Source organism: Acetobacterium wieringae (assembly GCF_001766835.1).
Classification (GTDB): Bacteria; Bacillota; Clostridia; order Eubacteriales; family Eubacteriaceae; genus Acetobacterium; species Acetobacterium wieringae.
Map to the genome: position 1 here is coordinate 45,695 of NZ_LKEU01000017.1, position 25,389 is coordinate 71,083.

Annotated in this window: 15 protein-coding genes and 1 other RNA gene; 15 read left to right on the forward strand and 1 reads right to left on the reverse strand. The window is 45.0% G+C overall.

The window, feature by feature from the left end; all coding sequences use genetic code 11:
- Nucleotides 1–148: 148 nt before the first annotated feature.
- From pap to nifJ, 5 genes are all read left to right on the forward strand, one after another.
- Entirely contained in the window at nt 149–1,630 is a 1,482-nt protein-coding gene (gene pap / locus ACWI_RS04145; RefSeq protein WP_070370170.1) for a polyphosphate:AMP phosphotransferase, read from the forward strand.
- Between the two features lie 410 nt (nt 1,631–2,040).
- A complete protein-coding gene (locus ACWI_RS04150; protein WP_070370171.1) occupies nt 2,041–2,502 on the forward strand; it encodes an Lrp/AsnC family transcriptional regulator in 462 nt (153 codons plus the stop codon).
- Between the two features lie 52 nt (nt 2,503–2,554).
- Nucleotides 2,555–3,670 (forward strand): alanine dehydrogenase, encoded by a 1,116-nt coding sequence (gene ald, locus ACWI_RS04155; RefSeq protein WP_070370172.1) that lies wholly within the window; start codon nt 2,555–2,557, stop codon nt 3,668–3,670.
- 202 nt (nt 3,671–3,872) lie between these two features.
- Nucleotides 3,873–5,294 carry an alanine/glycine:cation symporter family protein gene (locus ACWI_RS04160; RefSeq protein ID WP_175440893.1) on the forward strand — a complete coding sequence of 474 codons (1,422 nt, stop codon included), beginning with the start codon at nt 3,873–3,875 and terminating at the stop codon, nt 5,292–5,294.
- A gap of 361 nt (nt 5,295–5,655) precedes the next feature.
- Complete coding sequence (gene nifJ / locus ACWI_RS04165; protein ID WP_070370173.1) at nt 5,656–9,180, forward strand: pyruvate:ferredoxin (flavodoxin) oxidoreductase; 3,525 nt, start codon at nt 5,656–5,658, stop codon at nt 9,178–9,180.
- 123 nt (nt 9,181–9,303) lie between these two features.
- Here the strand turns inward: nifJ and ACWI_RS04170 are convergent, their stop codons facing one another.
- Complete coding sequence (locus tag ACWI_RS04170) at nt 9,304–9,561, reverse strand: hypothetical protein (protein ID WP_070370174.1); 258 nt, start codon at nt 9,559–9,561, stop codon at nt 9,304–9,306.
- A 220-nt stretch (nt 9,562–9,781) separates the two neighbouring features.
- Here ACWI_RS04170 and dnaG point away from each other — a divergent pair, with 220 nt between their 5' ends.
- From dnaG to ACWI_RS04220, 10 genes are all read left to right on the forward strand, one after another.
- A complete protein-coding gene (dnaG, locus tag ACWI_RS04175) occupies nt 9,782–11,560 on the forward strand; it encodes a DNA primase (RefSeq protein WP_070370175.1) in 1,779 nt (592 codons plus the stop codon).
- Nucleotide 11,561: 1 nt separating this feature from the next.
- A complete protein-coding gene (rpoD, locus tag ACWI_RS04180) occupies nt 11,562–12,713 on the forward strand; it encodes an RNA polymerase sigma factor RpoD (RefSeq protein ID WP_479714946.1) in 1,152 nt (383 codons plus the stop codon).
- 1 nt (nt 12,714) lies between these two features.
- Entirely contained in the window at nt 12,715–13,416 is a 702-nt protein-coding gene (locus tag ACWI_RS04185) for a tRNA (adenine(22)-N(1))-methyltransferase (RefSeq protein ID WP_070370176.1), read from the forward strand.
- Nucleotides 13,401–14,519, forward strand: coding sequence for a Nif3-like dinuclear metal center hexameric protein (locus ACWI_RS04190; RefSeq protein WP_070370177.1), 1,119 nt, complete (start codon nt 13,401–13,403; stop codon nt 14,517–14,519). The genes ACWI_RS04185 and ACWI_RS04190 overlap by 16 nt, the downstream gene beginning before the upstream one ends.
- 56 nt (nt 14,520–14,575) lie before the next feature.
- Nucleotides 14,576–14,915, forward strand: an RNA gene (rnpB, locus tag ACWI_RS04195) — RNase P RNA component class A.
- A 283-nt stretch (nt 14,916–15,198) separates the two neighbouring features.
- Nucleotides 15,199–17,046, forward strand: a complete 1,848-nt coding sequence (locus ACWI_RS04200; RefSeq protein WP_070370178.1) for a phosphoenolpyruvate hydrolase family protein — start codon at nt 15,199–15,201, stop codon at nt 17,044–17,046.
- Between the two features lie 239 nt (nt 17,047–17,285).
- On the forward strand, nt 17,286–18,503 hold the full coding sequence (locus tag ACWI_RS04205) for a Tm-1-like ATP-binding domain-containing protein (protein ID WP_070370179.1): 1,218 nt from the start codon (nt 17,286–17,288) through the stop codon (nt 18,501–18,503).
- Nucleotides 18,504–18,516: 13 nt separating this feature from the next.
- Nucleotides 18,517–19,344, forward strand: a complete 828-nt coding sequence (locus ACWI_RS04210; RefSeq protein WP_070370180.1) for a phosphoenolpyruvate hydrolase family protein — start codon at nt 18,517–18,519, stop codon at nt 19,342–19,344.
- A 211-nt stretch (nt 19,345–19,555) separates the two neighbouring features.
- Nucleotides 19,556–21,088, forward strand: coding sequence for an FGGY-family carbohydrate kinase (locus ACWI_RS04215; RefSeq protein WP_242871575.1), 1,533 nt, complete (start codon nt 19,556–19,558; stop codon nt 21,086–21,088).
- A 56-nt stretch (nt 21,089–21,144) separates the two neighbouring features.
- Nucleotides 21,145–25,380: a 2-hydroxyacyl-CoA dehydratase gene (locus ACWI_RS04220; protein ID WP_070370181.1), complete on the forward strand. Its 4,236-nt coding sequence runs from the start codon at nt 21,145–21,147 to the stop codon at nt 25,378–25,380.
- The last annotated feature ends 9 nt before the right edge of the window (nt 25,381–25,389 follow it).

A 25,389-nucleotide genomic window follows, 5' to 3' on the forward strand; every position in this document is an offset into this window, starting at 1 on the left:
ATCAGTTGGATCAACAGCGCTGCGAGCACTTAAAAAACACTCCAGAAAAACTGATACCATTGTCTGCTACTTCCATAAGCGCCTGTCACGGGGCGCTTGTGTTTGAAATGTTATCTCATACAAAATCATATTTATTTAGGAGGCTATCATGCTGGAAAAAATTGATTTAGGTGTAACAATCGACAAAGAAACCTACCGCCAGGAAAAAGAACGACTGACGGTACGGTTAGGTGAACTGCAGCGAACCCTGCACGATATGGGTATTCCTGTCTTAATTCTGTTTGAAGGCTGGGATGCAGCTGGCAAGGGAACCCTGATCAACGAATTGCTGATGCCCATGGATCCACGGTCTTTTCGGGTCCATAATTTCAAAAAGCAGGAGAGTGAGGACGAGATTTTTCGTCCGTTTTTATGGCGTTACTGGACCAAAACGCCGGAGAAAGGTCAGATCGCTATTTTTAACCGCAGTTATTACAGCGACCTGGTCTACCGCAAATCAATTGATGCCTTAAATATGCAGGGGCTGATGAAACAGGCCAATGAATTCGAGCAGGCGCTTTCGGATGATGGGATGATTATTTTTAAGTTCTTTGTTCACATCAGCAAAAAGGAACAAAAAAGACGCTTTAACAAGTTGCTGGGAAATGATGCCACAGCCTGGCGGGTAACCCCTCGGGATAAAAAAGAAAACAAGCATTATGATAAGCTCTATGAAAAGGTCAACCGGGGACTGGAGCTGACCGACAACGACTGTGCTCCCTGGGTGATTATCGAAGGCGAACAAAAAGACTATGCTCTGATCAAGGTTTTCAGTGTCATGGAAAAACGGCTGGAAAAAGCCATCGAAACGGTCAATAAGGCCCCGGCAATTGAACTTAAACCGTTGATTCATGAAGGTGATATGCCGTTTCAGTCAAAGATTCTCGATGGCATTGTTCTTGATCAGGTCATCAGCGAAGAAGAATATCAGCGCCAGATTAAAGAAGCTCAGAAAAAAATCCGCTTGCTTCAATTCGAGCTCTATCGGCGGCGGATTCCGCTGATTGTCGGGTTTGAAGGCTGGGATGCCGGTGGCAAAGGCGGTTGCATTAAACGACTGACCAGGAACCTTGATCCCCGGGGGTATACGGTGTATCCCACTGCCAGCCCCAGTGATCTGGAACGAAAGCATCATTATCTCTGGCGTTTCTGGCGGGATATCCCCAAAAACGGTCATTTGGGGGTATGGGATCGAACCTGGTATGGCCGGGTGATGGTGGAGCCAATTGAAGGATTTTGTACCCAGGAGGAATTTGACCGGAGTTATCGGGAAATCAATGAATTTGAAAAACAGCTCTCCGATTGGGGAGCGATTGTCATTAAATTCTGGTTGCAGATTGATCAGGATGAGCAATTAAGGCGTTTCACCGGCCGTGAAGAAAACCCTGATAAAGAGTGGAAAATAACAGATGAGGATTGGCGCAACCGTGATAAATGGGAGGTGTATAAAATAGCGGTGGATGAAATGCTGTTAAAAACATCAACGGTCAATGCACCCTGGATTATCGTTGAAGCCCAGAATAAGTATTACGCCCGGATTAAGGTGCTCAATGAAACCATTGCCGCCATCGAAAAACGCTTGAATGATTAGAAGAGTACCTAAAATAGCAAGAGCATAACCACAATAAATGATAAAACCTCAACCCCGTCACGCCTCTCCATGGTGATCGCTGGACAGGCGTGACAAAATTGTGACATGAAATAAAAAAATAATGAACAAAACAATTATTTATACGACTATTTGGATATTCATACTAAAATTATCCGGGCCTTGGAAATAGTTTTTTAAGTTTTTTTAAATTTTACCTCAGTTTTTCAATGGGATGCTAGAAATAATTAAAAAATTTAAGTGCGGGAACGTTTTGCAACCAGCTTTTATTAATCATTTAAAGTAATTTATTCTTATGACAAAAGGATCTATTGCTATTCATTGAAAACGTTTAATTTACTTGAAAATTCGGATATAATGACCTCAATAATTTTAGTGGAAAGGAGTTTTAGATGGATTCAATTGATATTGAAATCCTCAAGCTACTGCAAAAAAATGCCAGAGTAACGGCTTCAGATATAGCGAATGAAGTCAGCCTGTCCGTTCCGGCAGTCAGCGAACGCATCAAAAAATTAGATTCTTCCGGCATCATTCAACAGTACACCATTATTATTTCAACCCAGCGAATGAACAAAAACCTGGTTGCCTATATGTTCATATCGCTTAAGCATCCCAACTATATTGAGGGATTTATCGAATTGGTGAAAAAGGAACATGAAATTATCGAATGTGATTATCTGGCCGGAGATTACGATTATTTAATTAAAATTATTACCAAAGATACCCAAAGTCTGGAAGCGGTGCTCAATCGCATTAAAACAGTTCCCGGGGTACAAAAGACAAAAACGATTGTAACCCTATCAACTGTTAAGAATACATACTCCATTCTTCCGACTGAAGATATGGATGTGTAACGATTAAAAAAAACAGATCACAAATTTTTATAAAAAACAGGAGGTTTTTATCATGATTGTAGGTATTCCAAAGGAAATTAAGAACAATGAGTCTCGTGTATCCGTCACACCGGCAGGTGTTCATGCTTTGGTTAAAAGTGGCCATAAGGTGCTTGTTGAAACCAATGCTGGCTATGAAAGCGGCATCACTGATAGCGAATATGCAGCTGAAGGGGCCGTCATTCTGCAACAGGCCAAAGAAGTATTTGATCAATCCGATATCATTGTAAAAGTAAAAGAACCGATCGAGTCTGAATATGAACTGATGAAAGAAGGACAGACCCTATTTACCTATCTACATCTTGCTCCAAACCTGCCTTTAACCGATATACTAATGAAGAAAAAAATTACCGGGATTGCCTATGAAACCGTTCAATTACCGGATCGCTCCCTGCCTTTACTGATTCCCATGAGTGAAGTGGCTGGCAGAATGTCAGTTCAAGTTGGCGCTACCATGCTGCAGCGCTATCACGGTGGCGTGGGGATGTTGTTAGGTGGTGTTACTGGCGTATTACCCGCCGAAGTCATGATTATTGGAGCCGGTACTGTCGGGATGAATGCAGCCAAAATGGCCGTTGGTCTGGGCGCTCATGTGACCGTTATTGATATCAGCAAACCCAGATTAACCTATGTGGATGATGTTTTTAATGGTCGTGTTTCCACATTAATCAGCAATCCTTACAACATGGCGGAACTGACCAAAAAATCAGATTTGCTCATCAGTGGGGTTCTGGTTGCTGGAGAAAAAGCACCTAAACTGGTTACTGAAGAGATGGTAAAAAACATGAAAAAGGGCTCGGTAATTGTTGATGTCGCCATTGATCAGGGCGGATCAGTCGAAACCATTGACCACAGCACCACCCATGATAATCCTTGTTTTGAAAAACATGGCGTGATCCATTACTCCGTTGCTAACATGCCTGGCGCTGTTCCCCGAACATCGACTTATGCTCTGACCGGTTCGACGCTACCTTATTTACTGGATATTGTCAACAAAGGACCAGAAGCGGCCATGAAAGAAGACCAGGCCTTGTTGTTAGGCTTAAACACCTACAAGGGACACGTTACCTGTAAGGGTGTCGCCGAAGGTTTAAATAAAGAATACGTACCAGCCGAAGATTTACTGTAGAACGGGATAGCCGCTTTAGACTTAAATAACGGCAATATCAATTTTGGCATCAGAAATAAAACGAAAAAACATGACATAAAATTTAGCTCATTGGAACAGACAATAAGGGTGACACTGTTACTGGTAATGGTGAAGCCCTTATTTAAGAAAATTCCAGATACGATGTAATCGATAACAAGCTTATAAATTTTAAGGGGGCAATATGAGTTTTTCGGATATCATTTCAGCTGTAAATAATTTTGTGTGGGGACCCGTTATGCTGGCACTGCTAATGGGAACCGGTATTTTTTTAACGGTGCGTTTAAAGTTTAAGCCATGGCTCAACCTGGGTTATGCACTAAAATCGGTTTTTGCCAAACAAGACAAGACCCATAGTGATGACTCGGGCGATATTTCACCGTTTCAATCGCTGATGACGGCGCTGGCAGCCACTATCGGTACCGGGAATATTGTTGGGGTGGCTACGGCAATGGTACTGGGGGGGCCAGGCGCTCTGGTGTGGATGTGGATTTCAGCCTTGTTTGGATTATCGACTAAATATGCTGAAAGTGTTCTGGCGGTTAAGTACCGGGAAACCAATGCCAAAGGTGAAATGGCTGGCGGTCCGATGTACGCCATGAAAAATGGTTTTAAGAACAAAAAAATTGGTTTAACCCTGGCCTTTTTGTTTTCCTTGTTTGCCACGGTGGCATCCTTTGGAATCGGTAATATGACTCAGGCCAATTCCATTGCCGGAGCCGTCAATGGAACCTTTGGGGTACCAACCTGGATCACCGGCCTGATTTTGATGGCATTGGCATTTATGGTTATTCTCGGCGGGATTAAGAGCATCGGTCGGGTATCCGGGGTCATTGTCCCATTTATGGCCGTCTTTTATGTGATGGCGTCAATTGTAGTTATTATCATCAATTTTGAGAATTTGCCAGCCGGAATTACTGAAATCTTTACCATGGCCTTTTCACCGACAGCAATGGCTGGTGGTGTTGGCGGTACCATTATTGCAACGATGCTGACAGCCATGCGTTGGGGAGTTGCCCGGGGTGTCTTCTCCAATGAAGCTGGTTTAGGGTCGGCACCAATCGCTGCGGCTGCCGCCAAAACCGATCATCCCTCACGACAAGGTTATATCAATATGACCGGAACTTTTTTTGATACCATCGTGGTTTGTACCATTACCGGTCTGGTAATTGCTTCATCCGGGGTGCTTGGGACATTGGATGCCAGTGGTGAAATTCTAATGGGTGCCAATCTGACCATTGCTGCCTTCCAATCGGCATTGGGACCAATTGGCGGCTATATTGTTACCGTTGGCATTACCCTGTTTGCCTTTTCAACCATATTGGGTTGGGAATATTATGGCGAAAAGTCGCTGGAGTATTTAATCAAAGCACCAATTGCGGTAACGATTTATCGGGTTCTCTATTGCCTGGTCGTTTTTGTTGGAGCCACGACGGCCTTGGAAATCGTCTGGAATTTATCGGATGCGATGAACGGCATGATGGCCATTCCCAATTTAATCAGTCTGCTCGTCTTAAGCAGTGTGGTTGCCAAGGAATGTTTTGAGTTTCAGACTGATTTTTTAATACCAGAGAAATTGGCCTTTAAAGAAGCTAAAAAGAAATAGTGAGTCAAGAGCAATTAAAAATTTAAAAAAAGTTATCAATTCACAAAAATTACTGTTGATGAACTGTTAATAAAGATTTTAACAGTTCATCCGCAGCCAATTATTGCGAAGAATTAATTTGTGAGGATAAAAGTTTTCGAATACACAATACTATCCACTTAAAAGAGATACAAACGATAAAAAGGTTAACATTAATCGTTTTCGGGCTAATAAACAAAAAAACGCTGCAAAATTCCGGCAAAAAATTACCTGTATTAAAGTGTATACACTCAAAAACTAATATGATATAATTTCATAGATAAAATTTTGCTATTTAAACCATCAATAAAAACACTTTGTTTTAATTTCAAGGAGGAAAATCATGCCTAAAAAAATGATGACAATGGATGGAAATACAGCAGCTGCTCATGTTGCCTATGCGTTTACTGAGGTTGCAGCTATTTTTCCAATTACCCCTTCATCCCCAATGGCCGAATATGCGGACGTTTGGGCTTCTCAGGGACGAAAAAATATTTTTGGTGAAACTGTCAAAGTTTCAGAAATGCAATCAGAAGGTGGTGCCGCTGGTGCGGTTCACGGTTCGCTGGCAGCTGGTGCCTTAACCACCACCTTTACTGCATCCCAGGGACTTTTACTGATGATCCCGAATATGTATAAAATTGCTGGCGAATTGTTGCCTGGCGTTTTTCATGTTACCGCCCGTACGTTGGCAGCCCAAGCTTTGTCTATTTTTGGTGATCATGGCGATGTTATGGCTTGTCGTCAAACTGGTTTTGCCTTGTTGGCATCCGGTGGTGTCCAGGAAGTAATGGATCTGGCTGCGATTGCTCATCTGGCTGCCATTAAAAGCCGGGTGCCATTTATGCACTTCTTTGATGGTTTCAGAACGTCACATGAGATTCAAAAGATTGAAGTGATCGATTATGATGTCTTTAAAAAGTTGGCCGATTTTGAAGCGATTCAAGAATTCAGAAACCGGGCCTTAAATCCCGAACACCCAGTAACTCGAGGAACCGCTCAGAATCCGGATATTTTCTTCCAGGCGAGAGAGGCTTGTAATCCGTTCTATGATAAGGTTCCAGAAATTGTTGCTGATTATATGGAAAAAATCTCGGCAGAAACCGGTCGGGAATACCACTTATTTGATTATTATGGTGCTGACGATGCCGAAAATATCATCGTTGCCATGGGTTCAGTAACCGATACGATTGAAGAAACGATCGATTATTTATTGAAACAGGGCGAGAAAATCGGCTTGATCAAGGTTCGTTTATTCAGACCGTTTGCGCCGGAATATTTACTAAAAGTATTGCCAAAAACCGTTAAGAAAATTGCCGTACTGGATCGTACCAAAGAACCAGGTTCATTAGGCGAGCCTTTATACCAAGATATCTGCACCGTCTTCTATGGCAAAGAATTCCAACCACTGATTGTTGGTGGTCGCTATGGACTCAGCTCAAAAGATACCACTCCTGCGCAAATTAAAGCCGTTTATGATAATTTAAAACTGGCACAGCCCAAAGATAAATTTACCATCGGGATTGTTGATGATGTCACCCACACCAATCTGGAACTGGGTGAAAACCTGCATACTGTTCCCGAAGGCACCAAAGGATGTAAATTCTGGGGTCTGGGATCTGACGGAACCGTTGGGGCCAATAAATCAGCCATTAAAATTATTGGGGATCATACCGATTTATATGCTCAAGGTTACTTCTCCTATGATAGTAAAAAATCCGGTGGGGTTACCGTTTCTCACCTGCGGTTTGGAAAAAAACCGATTAAGTCAACTTACTTAATTGTAAATTCTGACTTTGTTTCCTGCTCGACCCAAGCCTATGTTCACCAATATGACCTGTTAAAAGGATTGAAAAAAGGCGGAACCTTCCTGCTTAATACAGTCTGGGATGTTGCCGAATTGGATGAAAAATTACCAGCGTCATTAAAAAAATACATCGCTGATAATGACATTAATTTCTATATCATCAATGCGACTAAAATTGCGGAAGAAATTGGGCTGGGCCGTCGTACCAACATGATTATGCAATCAGCGTTCTTTAAACTGGCCGACATTATTCCAATTGAAGATGCGGTTGCCTTCTCTAAAGCGGGGATTCAAAAATCTTACGGTAAAAAAGGTCAAAAAATTGTTGATATGAACAATGCTGCTGTTGATCAGGGGATTGATGCGCTGGTTAAAGTCGATGTTCCGGCTGCCTGGAAAGAGCTTAAAGCTGACGAAGCAACTGAAGAAAATGTACCAGAATTCATCACAAAGATTTTACGTCCGATCAACCGATTGGAAGGCGATGATATTCCGGTATCAACCTTTACTGGCGTGGAAGACGGAACCTTTATGTCTGGTTCTTCAGCCTACGAAAAACGGGGTATCGCTGTTAATGTGCCAAAATGGATTCCTGAAAACTGTATCCAGTGTAATCAGTGTTCATTTGTCTGCCCACATGCTGCCATCCGTCCGGTGTTAGTGGATGCTGGTGAAAAAGCGGCAGCGCCAGAAGGCTTTACCACTGTTAAAGCGACCGGAAAACAATTTGATGGCTTAGAGTACCGAATCCAGGTCAGCACCCTTGATTGTACTGGTTGCGGTAACTGTCAGGATGCTTGTCCGGCTAAAACCAAAGCCCTGGAAATGGAACCAATCGATACACAGGCAGATCAAATCCCAATGTGGAACTATGCGACCACGGTTACGATTAAAGATAACCTGATGAATAAGGCGACAGTTAAAGGCAGCCAGTTCTGTCAGCCATTGCTTGAGTTCTCCGGAGCCTGTGCCGGTTGTGGTGAAACACCATACATTAAAACCATTACCCAATTGTTTGGGGATCGCATGCTGGTTGCCAATGCTACCGGTTGTTCATCAATCTGGGGAGCATCGTCACCTTCTACACCTTACTGCAAAAATGCCGCAGGAAAAGGACCAGCCTGGGCCAACTCTTTATTTGAAGACAATGCCGAGTATGGTTTCGGGATGATGCTGGCAACTGAAAAAATGGCTGATACCATTGAAAACTATCTCAAAGAAATCATTGCTGGCGATGCTCCAGAAGCTGTTAAAACAGCAGCGCAAGCCTGGATTGACAGTAGAAAAGATGCGGAAGCTTCCAAAATTGCCTCAGCTAAACTGGTTGAAGTCTTAACTGCTTATACACCAAGCGAAGCACTGGCAACCTATGCCAAGTTTATTCTGGACAATCAGTCATACCTGATCAAAAAATCCCAATGGATTTTTGGTGGCGATGGCTGGGCTTACGATATCGGATACGGCGGATTGGATCATGTTTTAGCGTCACGCAAAAACATCAACGTATTCGTACTGGATACCGAAATCTACTCCAACACCGGTGGTCAGGCTTCTAAGTCAACACCAACCGCAGCAGTGGCACAATTCGCCTCCGCTGGTGAACGAATCAAGAAAAAAGACCTTGGTATGATGGCGGCAACCTACGGTTATGTTTATGTTGCTCAGGTAGCCATGGGCGCAGACAAAAATCAATTTATGAAAGCCCTTCAGGAAGCTGAAGCCTATGATGGTCCATCACTGATCATTGCGTATGCGCCTTGTATCAACCATGGTATCAAAGGTGGTATGAGCCGGACCCAAACCCACGAAGCATTTGCTGTGGAATCCGGATACTGGCATCTGTACCGATTCAATCCAACCCTGAAAGAAGAGGGTAAAAATCCATTTATCCTTGATTCCAAAGAACCGGATATGGATAAATTCACCGAATTCCTGGATTCAGAAGTTCGATACACCTCATTAAAACTGACCTTCCCGGAAGTTTCAGCAACTCTTTATGATAAAGCAAAAGAAGAAGCAATGGAACGTTACCTGGGTTACAAACAAAAAGCAGAAATGTAATTAAATTTTTGACACGAGAGACCCGCAGGGTTTTTCGTGTCGATCATAAAAAAGCTCCCGTGGGCAATCCCAGGGGAGCTTTTTTATTGGACTTACCACAAATTGTCGATCGGAAAAGGAACACTATTTGCACTTTTGTGGGGAGGGGTGCCGTCTGATAAATCCGTCCAGATCATCTTCCGGGTTATGGACAGTGAGTTCCATTTTGTCCAGATCAAAATCAAAATCGAAGGTTGTGTCTGATTTTAATTCTTCCAGGACATCCATGATTAATTGACCATCTGCGACATCTTTCATACTGAGAACGGCTTTGCCATGATCATCAAAATCGGCAGCTTTTACTTGTTCATGAATGGCTTCGATAATACGTTTCTTTTCCATAAGAACACCTCTTTCTAATATTATTGTGATTATTTTTTTATTACCCAAATATTTAACTATTATCCATCGATAACAATTTTTTAAAAAATTAATGAAACTTTATTTTTGTTTAAATATAAAAATAAAGGATATTAAAACAAGGAGAATTGCATTTTACTTAGAATAGAGATAATAGACCCTTAAAAAGTCAAGACTTTAATTTTACAAAAGGAAAAAACAAATGACGACTTACTATTCCGAAGAAGTGATCCAATCTGTCATCGACGCCAATGATATTGTGGATGTGACTTCGGGTTACATGACCTTAAAGAGGGTGGGCAATTCATTCAAAGGAAAATGTCCGTTTCATAATGAAAAAACAGCGTCTTTCACGGTATCCCGGGAAAAACAGCTGTATCATTGTTTTGGCTGTGGAGCCGGAGGCAATGTGATTACCTTTATTATGGAAATGGAAAAATTGCCGTTCATGGATGCCCTCAAATTTCTGGCCACTCGGGCAAATATGGTTTTGCCGGAAAAACAAAATCAGCAGGAAGACCATCAGGCCTATGAAAAAAAGAAGCGGCTCTATGAATTGCATCGGCAGGCTGCCAACTACTATTATAAAATCTTAAAAAGGGCGCCATCTGCCCGGGAGTATCTCAGTCAGCGTAGCATCAGTCAGGAAACCATCCGAGAATTTGGGCTAGGTTATGCCAGTGAGGACTGGGGCCGATTGACCGATTTTCTGGCGGCCAGCGGATTTTCTCAGGAAGAAATGCTGGCTTCAGGATTGGTATTATCTTCAGAAAAAAATCGCCATTACGATCGTTTTCGCAGTCGGATTATGTTTCCCATTGTTAATCCCCGGGGGCAGATTGTCGGGTTTGGCGGTCGTCTGATGACAACCGGACAAAATGGGCCCAAATACCTAAACTCCCCGGAAACCCCAATTTTTTCCAAAAGTTATGAGCTTTATAATCTCAATCATTGCAAGAACTTTTTGGAAGATGGGCAGATAGTGATTGTGGAAGGTTACATGGATGTGATCTCTTTATATGAAAAAGGGATCAAAAATACCGTAGCAGCATTGGGAACGGCCTTTACCCCCTTTCATGGAAAAATTCTGGAGCGTTATGCCAATGAGGTAATCATTGCCTTTGATGGCGATAGTGCAGGGAAATCGGCAACAGAAAAAGCCATGAATATCTTGAAAAAGACCAACTTAAATGTTAAAATATTAAACTTGCCGAGCAATGAGGATCCAGATTCCTTTGTCCAAAAATTTGGTCAACAGGGATTTTTGGATGCGGTCACCAAGGCCTTAACCATTGTTGAATATGAATTGGGATTACTAAAAAAACACAATGATCTTTCTCAAACCGATGGACGGCTCCGTTATGGCAATGAAGCAATTAATGTACTAAAGCAGCTGGAGACATCACTGGAAGTTGATTACTACAGCAAAATGGTGGCTGGTGAAACAGGAATTAATCAGGAAGTGATAAGACGCGAGGTCATGCGCTCAAAAAAACGGCCGGATAATCCAGTTCAACTGGTTGAATCGACCCATAATGTGGTAACGCCACAAAAAATTCCCAGGGCCTACCAAAATGCTCAGGAAGTGGTGATTCGCTACTGTTTAAAAAACCCGGAAATTATCGATGACGTTCCGATTGACTTTCTGACCGACTCGTTCTATCAGGAACTGATCAGCGTTCTTTTAGAAAAGCGGAAAACCGGCAGCCGGATTGAAGTTAATCAGATTATGTCACATTTTGAAGATTCCAAAGAAGTTAAAAAATTAGTTGAGTTTATGATGAACGAGGATGAAGTCTCCCGGTCAGATTATCACGATGCTTTGGAAATAATGAATCGATTTTATAATGAAGCTCAACTCGACCGACTTTCCGAACAAATTAAGCGGGAGTCAACGACTGGTAATGACGATGAGGTGGCACGGCTCACCAATCAACTCATAGAGATTAAGAAAATGATGAAAGAAAACGGGAGGCACTAAAATGAAACTCGAGAAAGTAAAAACCGACGATGTGATCATCGATATTGACGACGACATCATTGAAATCGAAAAAGTCGCCATTGAGCTGATGCCGGAGGTGCAGCAGCTGTTAAAGCGGGGGAAATCAAAAGGAAATTTAAATAACCACGATTTTGAAGAAATTTTGGATAAGGCGGATCTTGACCCCGAAGAAATTGATTCAATCTATTTGTATCTGCAAAAAGAAGGGATCGAAATCGCTTTTACCGATCTCGAACTGGAAGCTCTGGAAGCGGCGGAACTTGAGGAAGAGAACCAGAAAGAACTTGAACTGGCAGATTCAGTCAGTGTCAATGATCCGGTTCGTTTATACTTAAAAGAAATCGGGAAGGTACCCTTACTGACCGGCGATGAAGAAATGGAACTGGCTCGCCGCATGGAAGCAGGCGATGAGATGGCCAAGAAAGAATTGGCTGAAGCCAACCTGCGACTGGTCGTCAGTATCGCCAAGCGTTATGTGGGCCGGGGTATGTCGTTTCTCGATCTGATTCAGGAAGGAAACCTCGGCTTGATCAAGGCGGTTGAGAAATTTGATTATACCAAGGGTTTTAAATTCAGTACCTATGCTACCTGGTGGATTCGCCAGGCGATTACCCGGGCCATTGCCGATCAGGTCAGAACGATCCGAATCCCGGTACACATGGTCGAGACCATCAATAAATTGATCCGGGTTTCCCGGCAATTGCTGCAGGAATACGGGCGGGAACCAACCCCCGCAGAAATCGGCAAGGAAATGGGTTTTTCTGAAGAAAAAGTTCGGGAAATTCAGAAAATTGCTCAGGATCCGGTTTCTTTGGAAACCCCGATTGGGGAAGAAGAAGACAGCCATTTGGGTGATTTTATTCCCGATGAAGAGGCCCCGGCACCAGCTGAAGCGGCATCCTATGCACTGCTGAAAGAACAGCTGATTGAAGTGTTAAATACCCTGACCGAACGTGAAGAAAAGGTGCTGCGATTACGTTTTGGTCTCGATGATGGTCGGGCTCGAACACTTGAAGAAGTCGGCAAAGAGTTTAACGTCACCCGGGAACGGATCCGACAGATTGAAGCCAAGGCGCTGCGTAAACTCAGACACCCCAGCCGCAGCAAGAAATTGAAGGATTACTTAACCTAAAATGAAGATTAAATTAAGTCCAAGGCTTGAGGTGATTGCCGGTTGTGTGACCGGGGCCTGCTCGATGGCGGATATTGGCACCGATCATGGTTACCTGCCAGCGTACCTGGTAGAAAACAAGGGTGTTTGCAGGGCCATCGCCAGCGACATTAACCAGCAACCACTGAAAAAAGCTCAAAAAATTATCGACGCCCAACAATTACAAAAACAGATCGAGACCCGACTTGGTTCGGGTCTTTCTGTGCTTAAACCTGGCGAGGTTGAGGTTGTTGTTATGGCAGGGATGGGGGGGCTCCTGATCCGGGATCTGCTAAAAGCCCAGCCAGCTGTTGCCAGAGCGGCAAAAAAACTGGTTTTGCAGCCAATGAATAATCAGGCAGTGTTACGAAGATATCTGGAAACAGCGGGGTTTTTAATTACCCGGGAAGAGCTGGCTCGGGAAGGCGATCGGGTTTATGAGATCATTGTGGCCGAGCCGGGAGCGATGATTGTTACCACCCCATTGGAATATAAATTGGGTTTTGAGTATTATAGGCATCAGCATCCTTTGCTGGGTGCTCTGATCGACCGAAAAATATTTTTGGAACAACAGATTGTAACCAGTACCCGGGGAAGAACCACGGCGGTGGCGGCCAAGCAATTTCAGGAAAGTAGTAGGTTTATCGAAAAACTGAATGAGGTGAAAAAATGTCTGTCAAACTAAATCAAATCATCCAGACCATTGAAGCCCTGGCCCCGGAAAGACTGGCTGAAAGCTGGGATAACGTCGGCCTTCAGGTCGGATCGCGGCAACAGTGTATTAACCGGATTCTGTTGACCCTGGATGTTACGGCTGATGTAGTTGATGAAGCGGTTGTAAAAAAAGCCGATCTGATTATCGCCCATCACCCATTTATTTTTAATGGCTTAAAAACCGTATCCTGTGACGGCGAAAAAGGCCAAATGATTGCCCAATTGATTAAAAATGACGTCGCTGTTTATGTGGCCCATACCAATTTGGATAAGGCCGCCAAGGGTCTTAACCACTATTTGGCCGAGATTATCGGCCTTGAAAAGATTAAAACTCTGGAACCCTCAAATCCGACGAGGTATTATAAACTGGTCGTCTTTACGCCGGTGGAAGCCAGTCATAAAATCATCGAGGTATTAGGTAAAAACGGCGCCGGGGCCATCGGTGATTACGATTATTGCACCTATCGATCCTCCGGAACCGGTACTTTTCGCCCGAAGGAAGGCGCCAAACCATTTATTGGGGCGGTAGATAAGATGACCAGCGTTTCGGAAGATCGGATTGAAGCCATTGTAGCGGCGCCTGAATTAAATAATCTGATTGCGGCCCTAAAAAGAAATCATCCCTACGAAGCGATGGCCTATGATGTGATCCCGCTGGAAAATGGGGATTTAATGAATGAAAACGGACTCGGAAAAATTGGGATATTAAGTCAGCCTATCGGAGCCGTCGATTTTATTACCGAAATAAAAAAACGGTTGGATCTCCCCACTTTAAGAGGGGCCGGTAAGGTTCCGGAGATTGTTCGTCGGGTGGCTATCTGTTCCGGCGCTGGAGCGGATATGATCGGTCTGGCCAAAGCCAAAAGAGCCGATGTGCTAATCACCGGGGATCTCAAACATCACGACGGGCAACGGGCTCTGGAAAACAACATCTGGGTGCTGGATGCTGGTCATTACGGCACTGAGAAATGGGTAACCGACTGTCTTAAACAAATGCTGACAGCCGGTTTGGAGGACGCCTGCCCGGAAATGATTGTTGCGGAGTCGTCCCGGGATTTTATTGTGAATTATTAGAGGGTATAGCAAAAAAGGCTTGAAATTTGCGCAAGGACAGTGTATACTACAGTGATTTAGTAAATCAGATAGTCGCACCCGGAGTAATCCGGTTGAGGAAAGTCCGAGCTCCACAGAGCAGGGTGCCGGGTAACACCCGGTGGAGGCGACTCTAAGGCAAGTGCAACAGAAAGTATACCGCCAGCAATGGTAAGGATGAAAGGGTGAGGTAAGAGCTCACCAGCGGTGTGGTAACACATCGGCTATGTAAACCCCACCTGGAGCAAGACCAAGAACGGACTGTAAAAGACGGCTGCTCGTCGTTGTCCTATGGTAGGTCGCTAGAATTTATTGGTAACAATAAATCGAGATAGATGACTATTTAAACAGAACTCGGCTTATAGATTTAGTAAATCACAAATGTAAGTTAAGACTATTGCAGAACTCTGCAATAGTCTTTTTGCGTTTTTTGACCGGGGATTGTATAATGAGAGTAAAGTTTTTAGGTAATTGCGAAACTACCGTGAGCTTTGCGTTCAGTTTCGCACGAAACAATTTTTACACTGTACGGCGGACAGTTCGATGAACTGTTCGCCTACACGTTACAAAATTGTTTGTGGAAACTGCACACAAAGCAATTATTGTTCGGTGTTTTTTCATTTCGCAATTACCTAAGTAAAGTTTTCAATGGGAGAATACCATGAAGAAAAAAGAAGCCATCGAAAAAATGATCCATAATAGTTTAAAAATGAATAAACCGGTGATTGGGGTGGCGGTGGGGTCTGGTCTTTTTGCCAAGCAGGCGGTTAAGGGCGGGGCTGATTTGTTACTGGCCCTGAGTGCTGGTCGCTTTCGTTCGGCGGGCATTCCGTCGATTGGATGCATGATGCCATTTTCCAACAGCAATGAGTTGGTGTTCGATTTTTCCAGCCGGGAGATACTGCCAAAACTCAAAGATCGGGCCGTGATCTGTGGGATCAATGCCACTGACCCCAATTACACTCATCAGGAATTGATTCAAAAAGTCCGGGATCTGGGTTTTAGCGGCGTCAATAATTTTCCTACCGTGGGATTGATTGACGGGCAATTCCGGGAATGGTTGGAGGAGAAGGGCCTGGGTTATGACCAGGAAATCGAATTTATGACAAAGGCTGTGGCCGCCGACCTCTTTACGATTGCCTTTGTCTTTAATGAAGAGCAGGCTCGGGCCATGACCCGGGCAGGGGTAGATGTTGTCTGTGCCCATTTTGGTTGGACCCGGGGTGGTGAGAAATCCGGCAAGGTTTTTTCCACCATCAATGAATGCCTGGAAATGACAGAAGCAATTTTTGCGGCCGTCGATGAGATTAATCCCCGCACCTATAAGATGATTTATGGAGGGCCCATCAATTCACCGGAGGATGCCTATTATTTTTATAAAAACTCCCAGACTATCGGTTATATTGGAGGCTCCAGCTTTGAGCGGATTCCCACTGAACTGGCGATTTCAGAAACGACCGACAAGTTTAAAAATTATTATAAATTAAAACAGGAAAATAAGCATTTAAAGAAAGAACTGCTCAAAAAGCGGGGATTTGATGAGATTGTCGGGCAAAGTGTAATCATGCAGGATATGTATGAACTGATCAATAAGGTGGCCGACAAGGATGTTAATGTGCTAATTCAGGGAGAAAGCGGAACCGGTAAAGAGCTGGTGGCCAAGGCATTGCATTTTAACAGTAAACGTTGTCTGGGTCCGCTGATCAAGGTGAATTGCGCCGCTTTGCCACCAAATTTATTGGAAAGTGAGTTGTTTGGCCATGAAAAGGGGGCCTTTACCGGGGCCGATAAACGGCGGCTGGGGAAATTTGAACTGGCCAATAATGGCACCCTGTTTCTGGATGAGATTGGGGAAATGGATGTCGATCTCCAGGCGAAGGTACTGCGGATTATTCAGCAACAGGAATTTGAACGGGTTGGCGGCGAAAAAACTATTTTTGTCGATGTGCGAATTGTCTGTGCCACCAATGTCGATATTAAACAGGCGGTGGCGGACAATCATTTCCGGGAGGATCTTTACTATCGGCTGAATGTGGTAGAAATCAATACCCCACCGTTACGGCGGCATACCGAGGACATTCCATTACTTTGCAATCGCTTTTTGGACGAATTCAAAATAAAGTATCAGTTGGAAGAGAAGCGACTGGCACCCGATGCCATGGCCTATCTGATGGAATGTCCCTGGCCGGGCAATGTTCGCGAACTCAAGCATGTACTGGAGCGGGCGGTGATCCTCAGTGAAGGCAAATACATAAGGCGGGATGACATGGTGGTGGAAGAATTGCACAAACCAAAATCCGGAAGCAAACCCCAGTCGCTTGAAGTTCATGGGCCGGAGATGCTGTTAACCAGCAAGGAACATCTGGAAAGTAATTATATTCGGGAAATTCTTAAAGCCTGCCAATGGAACCGCACCGAAGCAGCCCAACGAATCGGTATTTCCCGACGAACCCTTTACAATAAAATCATGAAATACCATTTATCCACAGAATCGGAAGGCGCCGATTAAATGACTGGGCAATATTTACTCGATTTGAGAAAATATTGCCCAGTTGATATTTTTATGGGAAATCACTTGCCCATTGATTCATTTTTAATGGCGGCAACAGCGGATTTGAGCGTTTTAATTTTTGGCATAAACCTTGCGTATTTAATGAATTAAATTCAAAGCGACTTAATAAAAAGAGATTTGTTCTAAGCAATTACAAATCGAATAAGTTAAGTAAAAAATCTCAAGGGGGGCATGGAATGAAAAACGTGTTAATCGTCGGAACCTTTGATACCAAGGGTCATGAATTCCAGTTTATTAAGGAATTGATTGAAAAGCAGGGCTTAAGTACCACCACGATCAACTGTGGGGTGATGGGCGAGCCGTTATTTGAGCCGGATATCACCAGTGAAGCGGTTGCTATCGCCGGGGGATCATCTCTTGATGAGTTGCAACAGCAACATGATCGCGGCTTGGGTATTGACGTGATGATGGCCGGGGCTGCAAAAATTACCAGAGAGCTGTATGACCAGGGTAAGGTTGACGGCGTCATCAGTCTGGGGGGATCAGCCGGAACCACCATTGGTACCTTTGCGATGCGAAGTTTGCCGGTAGGTGTGCCGAAGATTATGGTTTCTACCGTGGCTTCAGGTGATACCCGTCCCTATGTTGGTGAAAAAGATATCACAATGATGTATTCAGTGGTCGATATTTCCGGGATCAACAGCATCTCCAATCATATTCTGGCCAATGCCGCCAATGCCATCGCCGGGATGGCCAGTTTTGATATTCCTGAGCTTAAGGAAGAAAAACCCTTGCTGGCAGCCACCATGTTTGGTGTTACGACGCCTTGTGTTACCACGGCTAGAGAATATCTGGAAGATCAGGGCTATGAGGTGCTGGTATTTCATGCCACCGGTGCCGGCGGGATGGCTATGGAAAGTCTGATTGAAGCGGGCTTTATCAAAGGCGTATTTGATGCCACAACCACCGAGTGGTGTGATGAGGTAGCTGGCGGGGTCTTCACAGCGGGGCCAACCCGACTGGAAGCGGCTGCCAAGGCGGGAATCCCCGAGGTCGTTTCGGTGGGGGCACTCGATATGGTCAATTTTGGGGCCATTGAAACCGTTCCTGAAAAATATAAAGATCGTAACCTCTATAAACATAATGCCAGCGTTACCCTGATGCGAACCACCGTAGACGAGTGTTCTCAGATGGGCAAAATCATTGCCAGCAAGTTAAATATGGCCACCGGCCCGGTTGCTTTGTTTCTTCCGCTAAAAGGAGTTTCTGCCATTGACGTGGAAGGCGCACCGTTCTATGGTCCGGAAGAAGATGCCGAACTGTTTGCCCAATTGCGGGCCAACATCGACGATCAAGTCGAACTGGTGGAAATGGATACCGATATCAACGACGAAGCCTTTGCTCTGGCAATGGCAGAGAAACTGATTACGATGATTGAAAAAAAGAACGCATAAAGGAGAAACTAACATGGCAATAAAACGAGAAGAAGTATTAAGACGGCTAAGAGAACAGGAAGCTAACGGAATTTCGGTGGTTGGCGCTGGAGCAGGAACTGGGATTTCGGCCAAATGCGCTGAAGCTGGTGGTGTTGATCTGATTATTATCTACAATTCCGGCCGGTATCGGATGGCTGGCCGGGGTTCTTTAGCCGGGCTGTTATCTTATGGCGATGCCAATGCCATTGTTATGGACATGGCCCGAGAAGTAGTAACGATTGTAAAAGATACGCCAGTTCTGGCCGGGGTCTGCGGCACCGATCCGTTTAGAGATATGGAGATGTTTTTAAAACAGGTTAAAGAAGCCGGCTTTTCCGGCGTGCAGAATTTCCCGACCGTCGGCTTAATTGATGGTGTATTCCGTCAAAACCTGGAAGAAACCAATATGGGCTATGATCTGGAAGTGGAGATGATCAGGAAAGCCCATGAGTTGGATCTGGTCACGACTCCCTATGTTTTTAATGTCGAAGAGGCCGAAAAAATGGCCAAAGCTGGTGCCGATGTACTGGTTGCCCATATGGGACTGACCACTAAAGGGAGCATCGGGGCCGGAACTGCAAAAACCCTGGACGACTGTGTCAAGCTGACCCAGGAGATCTGTGACGCTGGCAAAGCCATTAATCCGGACATTATGGTCATTGTTCACGGTGGCCCGGTGGCTGAACCGGAAGATGCCAAGTATGTTCTTGATCGTACAACTGGCGTTTGCGGCTTCTTTGGCGCATCCAGCATCGAGCGTCTACCAACCGAAATTGCCATCACCAAACAGGTTAAGGATTTTAAAGACATCAAACTGTAAAATTAATTATAGGTAAAAGTAATTGACATTGATAAAAGAAAGCACATACTGTACATAAGCACATGATGTAACAATTGGTCGGTACGGTACTTATGCAATAAACCAGGCGTTGAATAAAAAGTAAATTCTTTTTATTCAACGCTTTTTGTTTTACACTTTCAAACTATTTGGTATAATGATACGAAATGAGTTGATGTCGGGAGAATGGATTTTGGACAACACAAAAAGCATGCAAAATAAGAATTCAGTGTTAACCATCGATTGCGGCACCCGAGGACTTCGGGGAATTATTTTTGATGAGACCGGTAATGAGTTGGCTAAAAGCGAAGAATTATTCAAGGGCTATTATTCGAAACATTTCCAATGGAAAGAAGCTGCGCCAGAAATGTTCTGGAAGGCCCTGGTTAAAGTGATTTCGGAGCTTAAGGAAAACGCACCGGCGCTGTTTTTGACCATTCGGGGAATGACGGTGTCTTGTCAGCGGGATGTGATCACGGTGGTGGATGAAAGTGGTGAGCCGCTGCGCAGTTTTATCAGTTGGTTGGATCGCCGGGAATTAGCCGAACCGCTACCCTATCCCTGGCCCTATGCGCTGCTCTTTAAATGTATTGGGTTTAGCACCTACGCCAAATCCTTCAGTCAAACTGCTCATGTCAACTGGATCAAGATGCAGGAACCGGAGATCTGGGCCCAAGCCTACAAGGTCGTTTTTCTTTCGACCTATTTTTTGAGTCGCTTGACTGGGAAACTAGCTGACAGTCGTTCCAACACTGCCGGTCATCTGCCCTTTGATACGAAAAAGAAACAGTGGTGTGGCAAGTATAACGTCAAAACGCAGATTCTTCAGGTTGAGCCGGAAAAATGCTATGAGCTGACCGACTCCTGCGAAATCATCGGATATCTGACGGCAACTGCCGCTGCAGTCACTGGCCTGCCAGTGGGTTTGCCGATTGTCGCTTCAGGGACGGATAAAGGCTGTGAAACTCTTGGTGTCGGGGCTTTGACACCGGAGGTCGCCAGTATTTCTTTGGGTACCCAATCAACGGTGGAGGTGACCACAAAAAAATATGTGGAGCTCTATCCCTTCTACCCTTCCTTTGCAGCGGTGGAAAATGACGCGTATAATCCCGAAGTGACTATTTATCACGGATTTTGGATGGTCGATTGGTATATCCGGGAATTTCTTGATCAGTCTGATCCCCAAGCGATTCATGAGGTTTTGGAGGGCTATCTGGAGACGACCCTGCCAGGAGCGGATGGCCTGGTTCATCAGCCCTATTGGGGTCGCGAAGCCTTTCGGCCGGAAGCCCGGGGAACCTTTATCGGCTTTAGTGAGGGTCATGACAAGCGACATATTTACCGGGCCATCATTGAAGGTCTGGGCTACGCCCTGCTGGAAGGGGTAAAACGGATTGAACGCAAAACAAAAGTTCCAATTCAGGCTGTCGGACTATCCGGCGGGGGCTCCCGCAGTGATGGGGTGGCTCAGATCATGGCCGATATTTTTAATCGGCCGGTGTACCGGGTTCAGACCTTTGAGACAACTGGTTTAGGCGCCGCCATCGCCACCTTTGTGGGCTTAAATCATTATCCGGATATTCACACTGCCAGTGCGGCGATGATTAGAAAATCCCGGGTTTTTGAACCCAACCCGGAAAATGCAATAATCTATACAGAAATTTATAGTAAATTATATAAGCAACTATATCGTCGGGTTAAACCCTTATATCAGTCGTATGATTAAATTCAGATGATCAAACGTTAAGAACCGACGGGTTAGAGAAGAGGTCATAAAATAAAATGAAAAGCAATTATAAAATGGGCATCGACATCGGCTCCACTACCATTAAGGTGGTGGTGATTGACACAAAAAACGAAATCATCTTTGAAGAATACCGGCGTCATTTGTCAAACATCAAGGTCACCATCATCAATCTCTTAAAAGAAACATATCAAAAACTGGGCGATTTACAGACCCGGGTTTGTGTCACCGGTTCCGGCGGGCTGATGATCTCGCAATGGCTGGGCATTCCCTTTGTTCAGGAAGTAGTCGCCAGTACGCTGGCAGTGGAACGGATTATTCCCAAAACCGAGGTGGCCATTGAGCTGGGTGGTGAAGATGCCAAGATCACTTTTTTTTCCGGTACCATTGAACAGCGGATGAATGGTACCTGTGCCGGGGGCACCGGTGCCTTTGTTGATCAGATGGCAACGCTTTTAAAAACCGACGCTGAAGGACTCAACGAATTATCCAAAACCCACACCATGATTTATCCGATTGCCTCCCGCTGTGGGGTTTTTTCGAAAACCGATATCCAGCCGCTGATCAATGAAGGGGCAGAGAAAGCCGATATTGCCGCCTCTATTTTTCAGGCGGTGGTCAATCAAACAATCAGCGGCCTGGCCTGTGGTCATCCGATTCGTGGGAATGTGGCTTTTTTAGGGGGGCCACTCTATTTTCTCTCGGAACTGCGACAGCGCTTTATAAAAACCCTGAAACTGACTGAGGAGCAGATTATTTTTCCGGAAAAATCCAATCTCTTTGTTGCCATGGGGGCGGCTTATTCGGCAGAAAAAGAAGTGCCAATGAATTTTTCTGATCTGGTTGAAGCAGTGGAAAATCTTGATGCCGTATCAGAAAATGAAGTCGGTCGGCTGGCGCCGCTGTTTCGTTCACGGGAAGAATTGCAGCAGTTCAAAGAACGACATGATCACAACCAGGTTGCCAAAAGAAATTTGCATGATCATTCGGGTTGCTGTTTTTTAGGAATCGATGTGGGTTCCACCACTACCAAGGCGGTTGTCATTAATGGTGACGGCGCTCTTTTGTACAATTACTATGGTGGCAATGAGGGCAGTCCGCTGGCTCAGTCGATCAAAATTATCAAACAAGTCTACGGCTTGCTGCCAGCTGATGTCTATATCGGTAAGTCAACGGTTACCGGTTATGGTGAAAGTCTGATCAAAAAAGCCTTAAAAATCGATATCGGCGAAATTGAAACCATTGCCCACTATAAGGGAGCCAAATATTTTTGTCCCGAGGTTGATTTTATTCTCGACATCGGTGGTCAGGATATGAAGTGCATGAAGATTAAAAATGGTACCATTGACAGTATCATTCTCAATGAAGCCTGCTCATCGGGGTGTGGTTCATTCTTAGAAACCTTTGCCAAATCTCTGGATCTTGACATGCAAGCCTTTGTTGATGCTGCCTTGATGGCAGAAAACCCGGTGGATCTGGGCACCCGCTGCACCGTTTTTATGAATTCCAAGGTCAAGCAGTCCCAGAAGGAAGGGGCTGAAGTCGGAGACATCTCTGCCGGTTTGTCTTATTCGGTTATCAAGAACGCTTTGCAGAAGGTAATAAAAATTCATAACCCCAAAGAACTGGGTGAACATATCATTGTTCAGGGGGGCACCTTTAATAATCTGGCGGTGCTGCGGACTTTTGAAAAGATCACCGAAAAAGAGGTTATCCGTCCGGATATCGCGGGCCTGATGGGCGCCTTTGGTGCGGCTTTGATTGCCCGGGAAAATTATGTCGCCGGGGAACGCAGTAATCTTCTGGATTTGGAAGCGCTGGACGATTTTGCTGTGGAAGTCGGTCACAAACGCTGCGGCGGCTGCAGTAATAATTGTCTGCTGACGATTAACCGCTTTAACGACGGCAGTCGTCATATTACCGGAAACCGATGTGAGATTGGCGAAGGGAATGTTAAAAAGAATGCCGACCTGCCTAATCTTTATCAATACAAGTATCAGCGGATCTTTAATTACCCTTCGTTGTCTGAAGAGAGAGCACCCCGGGGGAGTATCGGGATCCCCCGGGTGTTAAATCTCTATGAAAATTATCCCTTCTGGCATACCTTTTTTACTCATCTGGGCTATCGGGTGGTGTTATCGCCGGAATCCAATCGCAAGATTTACGAAAAAGGCATGGAGAGTATTCCCTCGGAGTCGGTCTGTTATCCGGCAAAACTGGCCCATGGCCATATTCAGGCTCTACTGGAAGCGGGCATTGGCCTGATTTTCTACCCGTGTATTCCTTATGAGGAAAAAGAATTTGAAGATGTTGATAACTGGTACAATTGCCCGATTGTCATGTCCTATCCGGAAACCATCAAGCATAATCAGGATGATGTTCAGAAAGACGGCATTACCTTCTTGAATCCGTTTTTACCCTTTGACAATGATCAGCGTCTGGAAGAACGGCTGGCTGAAATCTTTGGTGTCTACGGCATTAATCGGCAGGAAATTGCTGTTGCTATGAAGGCGGCCATTGCTGAGAAAGAAACCTTCCGTCGGGACATGGAGAAAAAAGGTGAAGAGACCATTGCCTATTTAAAAGAAACTGGGCAAAAAGGTATTGTTTTGGCGGGTCGGCCCTATCATATCGATCCGGAGGTCAATCATGGTCTGGATCATATCATTACCGGCCTGGACATGGCGGTACTTACCGAAGATGCCATTGCCCATCTCTATCAGCCCAAAGCGGATGAGCGTTTCCGGGTGCTGGATCAGTGGAAATACCACAGCCGCTTATATAAGGCGGCCGAGGTCGTCAACCAGCATGATTTTCTAGAACTGGTGCAACTGACCTCCTTTGGCTGCGGACTGGATGCAGTGACTTCGGAGCAAACCCAGGAAATCCTCGAAAGTCATGGTAATATTTATACTCTGATTAAGATTGATGAGGTCAATAATCTGGGGGCCATCCGGATTCGGATGCGATCACTCAAAGCGGCGATGATTGAACGGGAGAAAAATAATATTGTGGTGGCACCAACCCCAATGAAACAGCGGGTGGTCTTTACCAAAGCGATGAAAAAGAAACATACCCTGCTGGCACCGCAGATGTCGCCAATTCACTTTGATTTTCTGGAAGAGGCGATGGAAAAATATGGCTATCATATTGAAGTCATGCCCAGTGTGGACAATGCCGCCATTGATGAAGGCTTAACCTATGTTAATAACGATGCCTGCTATCCCACCATTATTACCACCGGCCAGATTATGGCCGCCCTGAAATCGGGAAAATACGATCTTAATAATGTGTCGATATTAATGACTCAGACCGGGGGACCCTGCCGGGCCTCCAACTATGTGGCATTTATCAGAAAAGCCCTGGAATCAGCCGGGATGTCGCAAATTCCGGTTATTTCACTGAGTGCTATTGGTCTGGAAAAGAATCCCGGATTTAAACTCAGTCTGCCGCTGCTGACTCGGCTATTAGTTGGGATTGTTTATGGTGACTTGCTGCAACGGGTTGTCAGTGGCACCAGGCCCTATGAGCTCCATCCGGGATCAACTGAAGAATTGTACCAGCATTGGCGCAAAAAAATAAAAGCAGGCATGAAAAACGGAAATCTCCGGGATTTCAAAGAAAACGTCCGGGCGATTGTCAATGAATTTGATGCCCTGCCCCGAAGCGACAAAAAATTGCCCAAGGTGGCCATTGTCGGTGAAATTCTGGTGAAATACCATCCTACTGCCAACAATAACCTTCAGGCCGTGCTGGAGGCCGAAGGGGCCGAGGTGGTGATGCCAGACCTGATGGACTTTTTCCTCTACTGTTGTTACAACCAGGTCTTTAAATATGAAGAATTATCTGGTAAGCGAAAATCGATGAAGAGCGCCAAACTAATTATTCAGTTGCTGGAGTATTCCCGGAAAAATATGAAACGTGCCTTGGAAGAAAGCGCCCACTTCCATGCGCCGTCAACCATTGAGAAGAAAGCAAAAAAAGCTCAGGAACTGATTTCCCTGGGGAATCAGGGTGGCGAGGGCTGGTTTTTGACGGCGGAGATGATGGAGCTGATTGATGATGGGGTCGAAAACATTGTCTGTGTCCAGCCCTTTGCCTGTTTGCCCAATCATGTCATGGGAAAAGGAATGATCAAACCGATCCGTCAAAGATACCCACTGGCAAACATTGCCCCGATCGACTACGATCCCGGTGCCAGCGAAGTCAATCAACTGAACCGCATCAAACTGATGATGGAAACGGCCAAGCGGAATCTGGATCGGAAGAGTTAGCACTAAAAA

Excerpts from the sequence above, each read along its gene's own strand:
- ACWI_RS04190 (WP_070370177.1), top strand. The coding sequence starts at position 13,401 with ATGTCTGTCAAACTAAATCAAATCATCCAGACCATTGAAGCCCTGGCC.
- pap (WP_070370170.1), top strand. The coding sequence starts at position 149 with ATGCTGGAAAAAATTGATTTAGGTGTAACAATCGACAAAGAAACCTAC.
- dnaG (WP_070370175.1), top strand. The coding sequence starts at position 9,782 with ATGACGACTTACTATTCCGAAGAAGTGATCCAATCTGTCATCGACGCC.
- ACWI_RS04220 (WP_070370181.1), top strand. The coding sequence starts at position 21,145 with ATGAAAAGCAATTATAAAATGGGCATCGACATCGGCTCCACTACCATT.
- ACWI_RS04205 (WP_070370179.1), top strand. The coding sequence starts at position 17,286 with ATGAAAAACGTGTTAATCGTCGGAACCTTTGATACCAAGGGTCATGAA.
- ACWI_RS04160 (WP_175440893.1), top strand. The coding sequence starts at position 3,873 with ATGAGTTTTTCGGATATCATTTCAGCTGTAAATAATTTTGTGTGGGGA.
- ACWI_RS04185 (WP_070370176.1), top strand. The coding sequence starts at position 12,715 with ATGAAGATTAAATTAAGTCCAAGGCTTGAGGTGATTGCCGGTTGTGTG.
- rpoD (WP_479714946.1), top strand. The coding sequence starts at position 11,562 with ATGAAACTCGAGAAAGTAAAAACCGACGATGTGATCATCGATATTGAC.
- ACWI_RS04200 (WP_070370178.1), top strand. The coding sequence starts at position 15,199 with ATGAAGAAAAAAGAAGCCATCGAAAAAATGATCCATAATAGTTTAAAA.
- ACWI_RS04210 (WP_070370180.1), top strand. The coding sequence starts at position 18,517 with ATGGCAATAAAACGAGAAGAAGTATTAAGACGGCTAAGAGAACAGGAA.
- ACWI_RS04170 (WP_070370174.1), bottom strand. The coding sequence starts at position 9,561 with ATGGAAAAGAAACGTATTATCGAAGCCATTCATGAACAAGTAAAAGCT.
- ACWI_RS04150 (WP_070370171.1), top strand. The coding sequence starts at position 2,041 with ATGGATTCAATTGATATTGAAATCCTCAAGCTACTGCAAAAAAATGCC.
- nifJ (WP_070370173.1), top strand. The coding sequence starts at position 5,656 with ATGCCTAAAAAAATGATGACAATGGATGGAAATACAGCAGCTGCTCAT.
- ald (WP_070370172.1), top strand. The coding sequence starts at position 2,555 with ATGATTGTAGGTATTCCAAAGGAAATTAAGAACAATGAGTCTCGTGTA.